Genomic DNA, 12,229 nt, shown 5'->3' on the forward strand with positions numbered 1-12,229 from the left:
AAATCGAACATTATGAGAAGTTTATTGTATTTAATAGCAGTTATACTTGTAATCGGGTGGGCCTTGGGCTTTTTCGTTTATAGTGCGGGCGGGCTAATCCATATTTTATTGGTCATTGCCGTAGTAGCCATTTTGTTAAGGCTTATTGGCGGAAAGGGCGTATAGCTTTTTAAGTAAAAACCCGTCAAAGAGAATCATTACAACATTATAAATTAAAATAAATAATTAAAACAAAAAAAATCATGAAATCAAATGTATTAGGAGTATTGGCAGGCATTGCCACAGGCGCATTACTAGGAGTATTGTTTGCACCCGATAAGGGATCGAACACCCGAAAAAAAATAAAAAACAAAACCTTGGAAGCCAAGGATACCTTGAAAAACGAATTCGACCATTTTTTAGATACCGTTTCCAGCAAATACGAATCGTTGGTAAAGGAAGGAAAAGAGATGGCCAAAGATGGGAAAGAAGCGCTTAAAAAAGAAAAAGAGCAAGTAAAAAACACCGTTAAATCTAAAATTTAAAACATGGATCACACAGGAAACATGGCAAAAAGCGTGGAATTGCTTTATGATAAAGCCAAAAAATATGCCGAAACAAATGCTGAGTTGTTCGCTTTGAATGCCGTGGATAAAACATCCGACCTGCTTTCTTCAATCGCAGCTCGCGTGCTAATAGTAATGGTTATTGCCATGTTTGCCCTGTTTTTAAGTTTTGGGTTAAGTTTTTACATAGGCAACTTGTTGGATGCCTACTACCTAGGTTTTCTGGTGGTTTCGGCTTGTTATCTGGTAGCGGCCATTTTATTGTATTTGTTTAAGGATACCTTAATTAAATTGCCCATTGCCAATTTATTCATTAGCAAGCTGTTGAAATCAAAGCATCCAGGTTCTGGTTATTTCCATCAATTTAAAGACACCAACCATGAAGCAGCGTAAAAGTCAAGTAGCAATGCTGGATGAAGCCATAGCGGCCTTAAAATATCGAAGGCAGCTAGAATACCGCGACCTTAAAGCGCAGTTTTATGAAACCTCGCAGGTTTTTAAACCAGCAACAATTATAAACCAAACCATTAAGGATTTTAGGGGATTGCCCGAACTAAAATCCAATTTTTTGAAAACCGTTCTAAGTATTGCGGGCGGATATTTTTCAAAAAAAATAGTGTTGGGCAAGTCAAATTCTTTCATTAAAAGCATATTAGGCTACGTGCTCCAATACGGAGTTACCAATTTTATTTCAAAAAAAGTAAGTGACGAGCCTGAAAATGCACAATGAGTAACCATTTATAACAATTTAAAACCAAAAGAAATGAGAACATTAAAATTAACCTTAGCAGTAGCGGCAGGTGCGCTGATGCTTACATCATGTAACGATGAACAAAAACAAATGGCCAAAAATAAAGTGGACAACTATTCCAATTACATCGACTCCGTTAGCAATGTGGCTGCCGATAAAGCTTCGGCAAACTGGGAAGCCATTGAGCGAAACTACGAAACGCGTAAAGCCGAGGCCAATAGTGCTATTATTTCAGTAGAGGACAATGCCGATTTACAGGAATCTATCGATAAATCCACCTCAAAATACGAAGAATTTAAAGCAGAAGTGATGGCAGAGAACCAACGAATGGAAGGTGAAAGAATAACCATGATGCGCCAATCGTTATTAGGAAAAGATTATGTGGACGACCAGATGGCATTTGGTTGGATCAACAAAGACAATATTTTAAGCGTTTATCAAAATTTTGTGGATACGGTTGAAAAAAACAAGGATTCATATACCCGCGAGCAATGGGATGAAATCAAATTATTATATGAAGCCATTGATACCCGAAAAAACACCGTTGAAAACGAAGGGTTATCGAGTGCCGATAACAGGAAAATTGCAGCTTTAAAACTGAAATTTGCCCCAATGTACACCGTGAATAGAATGGGTGCAAAATCTGAAGAAAACGCCGAGGCGAAACAATAATTAAATCTTTTTTAGAATGAAACTCTTTTTAATTACAAGTTTTTTAGCCCTACTAACCAGTATATCCACAAACGCCCAAGATATTTCAAAAAACGCATTGGGGTTGCGCTTGGGCGACAATGATGGTTTTGCGGGCGAAATATCCTACCAAAGAGCGTTGAACGCCAATAAACGATTGGAGTTCGACCTGGGTTGGAGGGATGGCGATAATTACGACGGTTTTAAACTCGCCGTATTGCACCAATGGGTTTGGAACATCGATGAAGGCTTTAATTGGTATGCAGGCGTTGGTGGCGGTTTGGGCTCTTATAGTTTTGATAAGCCTAACGATGATACCGATACGTTTGTCTTTGCTGCCGGCAACATAGGCATTGAGTACAATTTCAATATACCTTTACTGCTCTCGCTCGATTTCAGGCCTGAAATTGGTTTTGGAGATGAAGTTTATGATAACAACGATTTAGATCTTGATATTGCATTGGGTATCAGGTTTCAGTTTTAAAGATTAAAAAATTACAACCATGGAAATAAAAAATGCACACGAACACATAGTAAGCGTTTTGCAAGAGCTGCTTCAAAAAAACTTTGATGCCGAAGCAGGTTATAAACAGGTCATGCAAAAATCTGAAAACAGGGCGCTAAAAAGCTGGTTGCAACAAAAAGCGCACCAAAGGCACCTTTTTGCAACACAACTCGACTTTATGATACGAGAATTGAATGCCACCCCAGCAACTGATGGCACCCTATTAGGAACCGTTCACCGCGCTTGGATTGATGTAAAATCAACCTTAAGCTCCCATACCGATGAAGCTCTTTTGGAAGAATGTATCCGAGGTGAAAAAGCAAGTGTAGAGGAATATGAGCAACAGCTTCCTAAAGTGAATGATTGTCCGGGTATTAAGGAATTGCTGTCTAGCCAGTTAACAACCATAAAATCAGCCCTGGAAACTGTTAAGACGCTTGAAGATGTAGAGGCCGTGTAACTAAGGCATCCTACATAGATCCTTCCGTTTCTTCCGACTAAAGAAAATCGGCATACCATGTGGTTGGTCGCACATAATTCAATTAACTAAAAAAATATAGATCATGTTACGATGGACGATTACTTTCATAATCATAGCAATAGTCGCCGGTATTTTAGGATTTGGCGGTGTTGCTGGTACAGCGGCGGGAATAGCTAAAGTGCTGTTCTTTATATTTATAGTGCTTTTTATATTATCACTTATACGAAGCGGTGTAAAACGGTAAACAAATTATTGAAAAATTTAAAAATATAATAGATGAAAAAAGCAGCATACGCATTTTTATTATTATTTGCAGCAACCATTTTTATGACCAGTTGCAGAGAGAAAAAAACACCAGGAGAAAAAATTGAAGATGGTGTTGAAGAAGTAGGCGATGGCATTGAAGATGCCGTTAACTAATACAAAGTAAGTGATGGCTATAAAAAAATTAGAAGCCATAAAACAGCCATAAAAAACAGTTCCAAAACCTATTTGGAACTGTTTTTTTTTAATGAATAAATGGATGTTTTATCTTGAAATTAATTGATGCGCTCTCAGCCAGTTTTCGCATGCATCTGGCCAACGGGTATGTGTGCCCTCTGTACCCAATCCAAACCCATGGCCGCCATGTTCGTAAAGGTGCATTTCGGCGGGCACCTTGTTGGCCTTAAGTGCTAAATAATATTGAATGCTATTTTCAACGGGAACAGCAGCATCATCGGTTGCATGCACCAAAAAGGTGGGCGGGGTGTTTTTGTCAACTTGCTTTTCGTTGGAATAGTTCATCACTGAATCAGTAGGAGCGTTTTTCCCCAATAAATTCAGTTTAGAACCTTGGTGTGTTATCCCTGCTTCCATAGAAATAACTGGGTAAATAAGTATTGAAAAATCCGGACGCGCACTGGTTGTATCGCAATCATAAACCTTTATATTATAGTGTGTAGAGGCTGTAGAAGCTAAATGGCCTCCTGCCGAAAACCCTATAATGCCTATCTTTTTGGGGTCTAAATGCCATTGTTCAGCATTTCGTCTTAACAGGCGTATGGCTTCCTGGGCATCTTGAAGCGGCCCTATTGTTTTATCCTCCATAATTAGGTCGCTAGGCAATCGGTATTTTAAAACAAAGGCCGAAATTCCTAGGGTGTTAAGCCATTCCGCAATTTTGTCGCCTTCCTTTTCATGCGATAAAACCCCATAACCACCCCCAGGGCAAATAACAACGGCGGTATTGTTTGATTGGTCGTTTTTTGCCAAAAATAGTTTTAAAGTGGGCTCGGTAACATTCAAAATGCCATTCACTTCTCCTTGGTCATCGCGCCTAAATGTTTCTATGTATTGATTATTTATCAGGGCATTGGGTACTTTAGTTTGCCAAATTGAAACGGTTTCTTGGGAATGTATCATTGAAATTGAAAAAAAAGTTGTTAGAAAAATGGTTAGGTTTGCTTTCATAGCTTTATTGTTTAAGTATAGTTGTAGCATCTGTTCTTGAAAAATAGAACTATCCCGTCAAACCTGCCACATAAAGTTCATTTTTTAGGGATTAAATTTAGGTTACTCAATGCTCTGGGTGGTTGTATAATTTTTTAAAATCATAAAGATACTAATTTAAACATGTGCTTTTAAACGAGATAATTTCTTTATTTATTTTTATTTTCTTAATATTGCGTAATCGATTGCATTTTGATAGATTGTGTTATCGGTTTTAATTTAATATTGTTTTTATGAATAAGCTTAATAAAGTACTGTTGTTTGTTTTATCCGTTGTTTTATTGGCGTGTAGCAGCGATAGCCCCGTAGATGAAAACCCAAAAAACATTTTGGTCAATACTATTGTAATTAATGGCAGCAATATAGAAGATGGCACCGCAAAACAACTTACCGTGGTTGTTTTGCCCAACAATGCCACAGACCGATCGGTAACCTGGCGTGTTTCCGATGCGTCAATCGCTTCCATTTCAAGTACAGGACTTTTAGCGCCAACCTTAAATGGTTCTGTAAAAGTAATTGTTACGGCAAATGATGGCTCAGGAGTTTCAGCAGAAAAAACCATTACCATTGCGGGTGTTAAAGGCCCACAAGTTAAAGTGGAAAGCATTGTAATAAACGGGAGCAATATAACCAACGGACAACCCCAACAGCTTACAGCAACCATCTTGCCAGCTACGGCAAGCAATAAAGCTATTAGTTGGTCGGTTTCCAATACCGCCTTTGCATCCATATCAAATGAAGGTTTATTAACGCCAAAATTAAATGGTATATTAACGGTTACGGCAACCGCAATGGATGGCAGTGGTATTAAAGGAGAGTTACAAATAAATATTTCGGGTGTAGTACCTACATATAATACCATTTTAAAGGCTGAAAATATGTTGCTTTGGCAACGTAGCAATGGTGGTTGGCCAAAAGAACCTTATAATGATTTTTCGGGGTACGACCGCGTACAAACTGCTGCCGAAATAACAACAGCAAACAATACCAAGAACAATACCGATACGACCATAGATAACAACCACACCGTAGGTGAGCTTAGAACATTGCTTAGTGCTTATAAATCTACCAGCAATCCCAATTACCTAAATGCCGCCATAAAAGCCATCGATTATCTTTTTGAAGCCCAATATGCCAACGGAGGTTGGCCGCAATATTACCCTGATAAAAGTGGGTACAGGCATCAAATAACCTACAACGATAACGCTATGGTAAATGTGATGAATTTAATGTGGGATATTTCAAAAAGTAAAAATAATACCGATGTTTTGGACCCTTCCTATATTAATAAGGCCAGTACAGCTTTTAACAAAGGAATTGATATCATGCTACAAACCCAAATTACCGTAAACGGTAAAAAAACGGCATGGTGCGCACAACACGACGAAGTTACTCTGTTGCCTGCCACGGCCCGATCTTACGAGTTACCTTCAAATAGTGGGTCGGAATCCGTAGGGATTGTTAAAACGCTTATGTTGGTTGAAAACCCTTCGCCACAACTCATCCAAGCGGTAAAAGATGCCATTGCTTGGTTTGAATCGGTTAAAATTGTGGGTTATGCCACACAAAATACAGGAAGCGATGTTATTGTGATTCCATCTCCGGGAAACATCATGTGGGCGCGTTTTTACGATTTAAACACCAATTTACCATTTTTTTGCGGTAGGGATGGGGTTAAGAAAAACACCCTTGCGGAAATAGAGCTAGAACGTAGAACGGGCTATGCTTGGTACGGTAACTGGCCAACAACATTAATTGATTCCTTGTTTACCGCTTGGAAAAATAAACATGGCGTGTAACATGGAATGGGGCCTTGGTTTGGATATGCCATCTTATTGACAGTCTTAAATATTTGTGACAATGAAGGCAAACCAGGCGCACTTCAATTTGAGAACTGAAATGATTGCGGCGACTAAGTAAACCGCCTGTTTCCAAAGTATTAAAAATTTGAACAGAAACTTCTATACCTGATATGAATTTTTGTTTCATAACCCAATAAATAGTGCCAGATTAAAAGTAATTAGACAATTAATTGTTATGATAATACCAACTATAAAAAAAGCAGTTAAGTCAATGGGGCTTGTTTGCTTAATTTCAATGTCAACAATGTATGCGCAAGGCCCTATTGTAAAAATAGATTTTGATCAATCCGGTAGGAGTACCAGCGAGGTAGGAGAGCCTGGATATACGCCATGGGTTATTGCATCGGGTAATTCGGCTACAATGGTAGTCAATGGCATAACATTTACAGTCTCAAAAAAAGGTCTTGCAGGTGATGGGTTGGGGACAAACTGGTATAAAACAGGTATTCAAGCACCATATTATGCCAGATTGGTGAATGATGGCGTAACGGTAAAAGGGCAAACGGCCAATCAAGGAGGGCAAATTGAACTTCGTATTAGTGGACTACAAGCTGGAAATCATACGCTTCTTGCTTTTTTAAATGCCACTGATAGTGAAACGATTACATTTAGTCCCATCGATATTTCAATAAATGGTAATTTAGTAGAAAACAATGTAGTACCCACAGTTAGGGCATTAACAACAGCTTCGGCAAAATCGGTATATTTAAGTTTCCAAGCTACAACAGGTAACGATGTGGTAATTTTATTTGCAGCGGAGACTTCTGGTAGTGAAACCCAAAAAAACGTGATGTTCAATGGTTTTGAACTCAATACCCCAAACATATTTAATCAGGCCACAGATCCTATTCCAGCCCATAATGATGAACATGTTGAACTTAATTCAGGAAACATCTTACTAAAATGGACCTCTGCTTTAAATGCGGCATCGCACAATGTTTATTTTGGAAACAGTTTGGAAGCGGTTGATGCTGCAACAACGGCTTCTTCAGAATATAAGGGCAGCCAACAACTAGTTAGTGCTTCTTTCCAAGTAAATGGTTTATATACTGGTGAAACATATTACTGGCGCATTGATGAGGTATTAACAACTAATGAGGTTGTAAAAGGCAATGTATGGCGTTTTCGTCCTGCGCAATTAGCATTTCCAGAAGCTGAAGGGTACGGACGGTTTGCACGTGGCGGACGTGGCGGCAAAGTGGTAGCGGTAACCAATTTGAATGACAGCGGCCCGGGAAGTTTGCGTGAAGCTGTTACCAATGATATTGGGCCAAGAACGATTGTATTTAATGTGTCGGGGCTTATCCAGCTTAATTCGCGCTTGGTTTCCAGTCAGCCTTACATAACTATTGCAGGTCAAACTGCACCAGGTAAAGGAATTACAATTAAGTCTGCCCCATTTGGGATTACAGGTAATGATAATGTGGTTCAAAATATAAGAGTACGCTTAGGGGCCGGTGAGACATTTGATGGTATGGGCTTAACGGGTGCAAATTACAGTATCATCGATCATTGTTCTATAAGTTGGACTATTGATGAATCTTTTAGTTCACGTTCAGGAAAAAACATTACACTACAAAGAACCTTGATTTCAGAGGCTTTAAATGCCGCAGGACATCAAAATTATCCTCCAGGTACCGAACATGGTTATGCAGCAACTATCGGTGGTGATATTGGCAGTTTTCACCATAATCTATTAGCGCACAATTACGGGCGAAATTGGAGCTTAGGTGGTGGCTTGGATGGAAATGGCTATTATGCAGGAAAGTTGGATATTACCAATAACGTTGTTTATAATTGGGGAAATAGAGCAACCGATGGAGGGGCAAAAGAAGTTAATTTTGTTAATAATTACTACAAGCCTGGTGCAGGAACAACGTTGTTTTATGCATTTACAGCCGAACATGAAAATGTTGGCACGGGCATGCAGCGTTGTTATTTTAACGGAAACGTAATGCCAGGGCATTTTTCTGAAAGTAATCAGGAAGTGGGTAGGAGAATTAAGTATTCAAATGGAGCAAGTTATCAATATGAAACGTTTGTTGACAGCCCATTCTTCCCTGCATACGTGTCCACACAAACCGCAGAACATGCATACAAAATCGTGCTCTCGGATGTGGGCTGTAACCAACCTGTTTTTGATGACCACGACCAAAGAATGATAACCGAAACTTTAGCGGGCAGCTACTCGGTTACTGGAAGCGTAACTGGTAAAAAAGGATTTCCAGACCATCAGGATGATGCAGGTGGTTATGAAAATTATCCGTTTGTTACAAGACCCGCAAATTGGGATTCTGATAACGACGGCTTACCAAACTGGTGGGAAACTATTTTTGGAACAAACTTAAATTCGGCAATTGGCGATTTTTCAGATGCAAATGCCGATGCCGATTTAGATGGATATACCCGTTTAGACGATTACCTGTATTGGATGTCATTGCCTCATTTCAGTACCGTATCTGGTGAAAAAGTCGTTGTTAATATCCAGCAACTTTCAAGAGGGTTTACAAATGGCGTTTCTTATACGGTTTCAAATGTTGTTAACGGCACAACTAATTTGGCAGGTAACTTGGTAGAATTCACTCCAACAGCTACAGGTTTGGGTTCTTTTGAATTTACTGTAACTGATGCCTCAGGCGATAGTATGACACGAAAAGTAAATATTTTGAATGGTTTTGATTTGGCACTTTCGGTTGAAGCAAAAAACAGTATGGATGTTAAAGTTTGGCCCATACCAAATAAAGGGACTTTTTCAATAAAGATGAAGAACAACCAAGTGAACTCGGAGTTTGTAATATTCGATTTGTTAGGTAAAGAAATATCAAAAGGATTTATTGAAGGCGGGAACGAAACAAACATAGCCATAAATGACCAAGGCGTGTTTGTTTTGAAAGTATTCGATTCGGAAACGAAACAGGTTTTACATACTCAAAAAATCATCGTTCACTAATGGCGTAAGTAAGTACTAAAAAAAAACTTAATTTTATATTTTCCGGGTCTCTGTATCTATCCAGTTTTCGTGCTCTCAAAATATTATTACAGATTTTAGCGTTGGAAATAACAGTACAGGTTCACAAAACGAAGCGATTAAAATATAATATCACATAACAAAATGAAAACCTTAATAACAAGTATCGTTTTGCTACTCGCGGTAACGGCAAATGCCCAGTTAAAACCGGTAAAAGAAGGTGTTTACAAATGGAATGAACTTCAAATAAATAAAAGTGAAAAGGGCGAACCCAGAAAGTTACTGGAGGGTGTTTCTCCTCATTTTGAATATTTGGAAATATACGCAACCACGCAACTTCCCGGGGCTAAACCCAGCAAGTCAACTGCAAACAAAGCCATTGAAACATGCATTATTGTTAAAGAAGGTTTGATGAAAGTTACCATTGAAGGGAAAAGTGATACTATGGGAGCCGGTGGGGTGGTTTTAGTGATGCCACAAGAAGCGCATACCATTGAAAACGTAGGGAACACCAACCTAACCTATTATGTGATGCGATACAAATCTAAAAAGCCCATGGTTATTGAAAGGGGCATCGCAAATGGTGGGTCGATGGTTTTTAATCCGGATAGTTTGGTGTTTAAACCAAGTGCAAGGGGCGGCGGTATAGCTTATTTTGATAGGCCCACAGCCATGTGCGAGCGTTTTGAAATGCATATTACCCAACTCGACAAACAGGGACCAAGTCATAATCCACATACCCATATCGAAAGCGAAATTATGTTGGTAATTGCTGGAAATACCGAAATGACCATCAACGGAAATGTTTATGGAGGTACCGCAGGCGATATGTTTTTTGTAAATTCACAATTAATGCACGGTATCCGAAATGCAGGCGAAATACCCTGTAAATATTTTGCGTTTAAATGGAAATAACACCACATCAACTCTAAAATAATGATAGTTAAACATTTTATCATAGCGGTTATTGCCACAATAGTTTCATCACAGGCCCAAGTTCATGATAAATCATGGCGCACTATAATCAACAATAAGGACAGTGCTTGGTTTGCAACCCAAGAAGCCAAAGCGATTGCCGAAAATGTTTTGCTCTATCAACGAAATATTGGTGGTTGGCCCAAGAACATTCAAATGCAAAAACCGCTTAGCAAGGAAGAAAAACTACAATTAGAAAGTCAAAAAAGCAGTACCGATGAGGTTACCACCGATAACGGCGCCACCACGCAAGAAATGCTTTTTCTTTCTAAAATGTACCGAGCAACGGCCAATGAAACCTATAAAATGGCCTTTCTTTCGGGCTTGGATTATATTCTTGAGGCACAATACGATTCTGGTGGTTGGCCGCAGTTCTATCCGTTAAAAAAAGGTTATTACACACATATTACCTTTAATGATGATTCGATGGTGAACATTCTAAATCTTCTTAAAAACTTAAAAGAGAATACAGGAAAATATGCTATAAAACCTTCCGAAGAAACCCTAAAAAAAATCAACGTTGCTTTCAACAAGGGCATTGACTGTATTTTGAAAACACAATACAAACAAAACGGGATTTTAACGGCTTGGTGTGCCCAACACGATGAAATAACTTTACAGCCCACTAAGGCCAGGGCTTATGAATTGCCATCCTTGAGCGGTAGTGAATCGGCCAATATCGTGTTGCTGCTCATGGATTTGGAAAACCCAACCGAAGCTATTAAAACAGCCATAAACAGCGCGGTTGCATGGTTTGAAAAAGTTAAGATAATGGGCATAAAGCAAGTTTGGGAATATGATGAACAAACTAAAAAAAGAGACAAGAAAATTGTAAACGACGCCAATGCCAGTCCATTATGGGCGCGCTTTATGGCATTGGAAGATAACAGGCCATTTTTTTGCGACCGCGATGGGATAGTAAAATATGCTTTAAGCGATATAGGTTACGAGCGTAGAAACGGTTATGGTTGGTACACCGATAGAGCTAGCGAAGTTTTAAAAAAGTACCCCGAATGGAAAGCAAAATACGATAATGGCATAAAAGAAAAAAAAGCTATAAAGGACGATTTTAATATGATAGTTGCCAAAGATGGCAGTGGCGATTTTTACACCATTCAAGAAGCCATTTATGCTGCAAAGGCATTTCCGTACCAGCGCGTTATTATCCATGTTAAAAATGGGGTCTATAATGAAAAAGTACAGGTATTTTCATGGAATACACAGGTTTCATTAATTGGTGAGAGCAAAGAAAATACCATTATTTCCTTTGATGATTATTTTGGTAAGATCGATTTGGGCAGAAACAGCACCTTTCACACGGCAACCGTTTTAATTGAAGGAAACGATTTTGTGGCTAAAAACCTCAGTATCAGGAACACGTCCGGACCCGTTGGTCAAGCCATTGCCTTATCCGTAATCGCCAATAGGTGTTATTTTGAAAATTGTGCGTTTTTAGGAAATCAGGACACGGTTTATACAGCAGGCGAAGGTTTTAAACAGTATTTTAAAAATTGCTATATCGAAGGTACGGTCGATTTTATTTTTGGTGAAGCCACGGTTCTTTTTGAAAATTGCGAAATAAGCAGTAAATCAAGTGGCTACGTTACAGCGGCCTCAACACCAAAGGAACAGGAATTTGGCTATGTGTTTAAAGGTTGTAAGCTTACCGCTCCTGAAAATGTAAACGACGTTTTTTTGGGAAGGCCCTGGCGCACGTATGCAAAAACAGTATTCATAAACTGTAACCTTGGCAAGCATATAAAACCAGAAGGTTGGCACAATTGGTCGAATAAAGAAGCCGAAAAGTTAGCGTTTTATGCCGAATATCAAGGTACCGGCGAAGGTTACAAACCAGAGGCTAGGGTGGTGTGGTCGCATCAATTAAAGGCATCTGAAGCAAAAAAATATACCTTGGAAACTATTCTCAAATCAACTTCAGCTTGGTATCAAAATCTATAATT

At 39.0% G+C, this 12,229-nt stretch carries 14 protein-coding genes; 13 read left to right on the forward strand and 1 reads right to left on the reverse strand.

The window, feature by feature from the left end; all coding sequences use genetic code 11:
* The first annotated feature begins 12 nt into the window (after positions 1 to 12).
* From GQO80_RS10965 to GQO80_RS15770, 9 genes are all read left to right on the forward strand, one after another.
* Complete coding sequence (locus GQO80_RS10965) at positions 13 to 165, forward strand: lmo0937 family membrane protein (RefSeq protein ID WP_157208409.1); 153 nt, start codon at positions 13 to 15, stop codon at positions 163 to 165.
* Between the two features lie 77 nt (positions 166 to 242).
* Positions 243 to 524, forward strand: coding sequence for a YtxH domain-containing protein (locus tag GQO80_RS10970; RefSeq protein ID WP_157208410.1), 282 nt, complete (start codon positions 243 to 245; stop codon positions 522 to 524).
* Positions 525 to 527: 3 nt separating this feature from the next.
* The gene (locus tag GQO80_RS10975) at positions 528 to 938 is read left to right on the forward strand and encodes a hypothetical protein (RefSeq protein ID WP_157208411.1); all 411 of its coding nucleotides are present in this window, start codon (positions 528 to 530) and stop codon (positions 936 to 938) included.
* Positions 925 to 1,275: a hypothetical protein gene (locus GQO80_RS10980; RefSeq protein WP_157208412.1), complete on the forward strand. Its 351-nt coding sequence runs from the start codon at positions 925 to 927 to the stop codon at positions 1,273 to 1,275. The genes GQO80_RS10975 and GQO80_RS10980 overlap by 14 nt, the downstream gene beginning before the upstream one ends.
* Before the next feature lie 33 nt (positions 1,276 to 1,308).
* The gene (locus GQO80_RS10985) at positions 1,309 to 1,968 is read left to right on the forward strand and encodes a hypothetical protein (protein WP_157208413.1); all 660 of its coding nucleotides are present in this window, start codon (positions 1,309 to 1,311) and stop codon (positions 1,966 to 1,968) included.
* Between the two features lie 16 nt (positions 1,969 to 1,984).
* Positions 1,985 to 2,470: a hypothetical protein gene (locus GQO80_RS10990; RefSeq protein ID WP_157208414.1), complete on the forward strand. Its 486-nt coding sequence runs from the start codon at positions 1,985 to 1,987 to the stop codon at positions 2,468 to 2,470.
* 19 nt (positions 2,471 to 2,489) lie between these two features.
* Positions 2,490 to 2,951 carry a ferritin-like domain-containing protein gene (locus tag GQO80_RS10995; protein WP_157208415.1) on the forward strand — a complete coding sequence of 154 codons (462 nt, stop codon included), beginning with the start codon at positions 2,490 to 2,492 and terminating at the stop codon, positions 2,949 to 2,951.
* Positions 2,952 to 3,054: 103 nt separating this feature from the next.
* A complete protein-coding gene (locus tag GQO80_RS11000; protein WP_157208416.1) occupies positions 3,055 to 3,216 on the forward strand; it encodes a DUF1328 domain-containing protein in 162 nt (53 codons plus the stop codon).
* Positions 3,217 to 3,248: 32 nt separating this feature from the next.
* On the forward strand, positions 3,249 to 3,392 hold the full coding sequence (locus GQO80_RS15770; RefSeq protein WP_198037768.1) for a hypothetical protein: 144 nt from the start codon (positions 3,249 to 3,251) through the stop codon (positions 3,390 to 3,392).
* Between the two features lie 108 nt (positions 3,393 to 3,500).
* On the opposite strand, the gene GQO80_RS11005 is transcribed toward GQO80_RS15770, so the two are convergent.
* On the reverse strand, positions 3,501 to 4,424 hold the full coding sequence (locus GQO80_RS11005; protein WP_157208417.1) for an alpha/beta hydrolase: 924 nt from the start codon (positions 4,422 to 4,424) through the stop codon (positions 3,501 to 3,503).
* Positions 4,425 to 4,696: 272 nt separating this feature from the next.
* On the opposite strand from GQO80_RS11005, the gene pelA (GQO80_RS11010) reads away from it, so the two are divergent.
* The 4 genes from pelA (GQO80_RS11010) to pelA (GQO80_RS11025) all read left to right on the forward strand — a co-directional run bounded on the left by pelA (GQO80_RS11010) (position 4,697) and on the right by pelA (GQO80_RS11025) (position 12,227).
* On the forward strand, positions 4,697 to 6,262 hold the full coding sequence (gene pelA / locus GQO80_RS11010) for a pectate lyase (RefSeq protein WP_157208418.1): 1,566 nt from the start codon (positions 4,697 to 4,699) through the stop codon (positions 6,260 to 6,262).
* A 298-nt stretch (positions 6,263 to 6,560) separates the two neighbouring features.
* Positions 6,561 to 9,275 carry a T9SS type A sorting domain-containing protein gene (locus GQO80_RS11015; protein ID WP_232333162.1) on the forward strand — a complete coding sequence of 905 codons (2,715 nt, stop codon included), beginning with the start codon at positions 6,561 to 6,563 and terminating at the stop codon, positions 9,273 to 9,275.
* Positions 9,276 to 9,437: 162 nt separating this feature from the next.
* On the forward strand, positions 9,438 to 10,208 hold the full coding sequence (locus tag GQO80_RS11020; RefSeq protein ID WP_157208419.1) for a cupin domain-containing protein: 771 nt from the start codon (positions 9,438 to 9,440) through the stop codon (positions 10,206 to 10,208).
* Between the two features lie 21 nt (positions 10,209 to 10,229).
* Complete coding sequence (gene pelA, locus GQO80_RS11025) at positions 10,230 to 12,227, forward strand: pectate lyase (RefSeq protein WP_157208420.1); 1,998 nt, start codon at positions 10,230 to 10,232, stop codon at positions 12,225 to 12,227.
* Positions 12,228 to 12,229: the final 2 nt, after the last annotated feature.

Source organism: Mariniflexile maritimum (genome assembly GCF_009746565.1).
GTDB classification, from domain to species: Bacteria; Bacteroidota; Bacteroidia; order Flavobacteriales; family Flavobacteriaceae; genus Mariniflexile; species Mariniflexile maritimum.

Excerpts from the sequence above, each read along its gene's own strand:
- GQO80_RS10995 (WP_157208415.1), top strand. The coding sequence starts at position 2,490 with ATGGAAATAAAAAATGCACACGAACACATAGTAAGCGTTTTGCAAGAG.
- GQO80_RS11015 (WP_232333162.1), top strand. The coding sequence starts at position 6,561 with ATGTCAACAATGTATGCGCAAGGCCCTATTGTAAAAATAGATTTTGAT.
- GQO80_RS10985 (WP_157208413.1), top strand. The coding sequence starts at position 1,309 with ATGAGAACATTAAAATTAACCTTAGCAGTAGCGGCAGGTGCGCTGATG.
- GQO80_RS11000 (WP_157208416.1), top strand. The coding sequence starts at position 3,055 with ATGTTACGATGGACGATTACTTTCATAATCATAGCAATAGTCGCCGGT.
- GQO80_RS10980 (WP_157208412.1), top strand. The coding sequence starts at position 925 with ATGAAGCAGCGTAAAAGTCAAGTAGCAATGCTGGATGAAGCCATAGCG.
- pelA (WP_157208420.1), top strand. The coding sequence starts at position 10,230 with ATGATAGTTAAACATTTTATCATAGCGGTTATTGCCACAATAGTTTCA.
- GQO80_RS11020 (WP_157208419.1), top strand. The coding sequence starts at position 9,438 with ATGAAAACCTTAATAACAAGTATCGTTTTGCTACTCGCGGTAACGGCA.
- pelA (WP_157208418.1), top strand. The coding sequence starts at position 4,697 with ATGAATAAGCTTAATAAAGTACTGTTGTTTGTTTTATCCGTTGTTTTA.
- GQO80_RS10990 (WP_157208414.1), top strand. The coding sequence starts at position 1,985 with ATGAAACTCTTTTTAATTACAAGTTTTTTAGCCCTACTAACCAGTATA.
- GQO80_RS15770 (WP_198037768.1), top strand. The coding sequence starts at position 3,249 with ATGAAAAAAGCAGCATACGCATTTTTATTATTATTTGCAGCAACCATT.
- GQO80_RS10970 (WP_157208410.1), top strand. The coding sequence starts at position 243 with ATGAAATCAAATGTATTAGGAGTATTGGCAGGCATTGCCACAGGCGCA.
- GQO80_RS11005 (WP_157208417.1), bottom strand. The coding sequence starts at position 4,424 with ATGAAAGCAAACCTAACCATTTTTCTAACAACTTTTTTTTCAATTTCA.
- GQO80_RS10965 (WP_157208409.1), top strand. The coding sequence starts at position 13 with ATGAGAAGTTTATTGTATTTAATAGCAGTTATACTTGTAATCGGGTGG.
- GQO80_RS10975 (WP_157208411.1), top strand. The coding sequence starts at position 528 with ATGGATCACACAGGAAACATGGCAAAAAGCGTGGAATTGCTTTATGAT.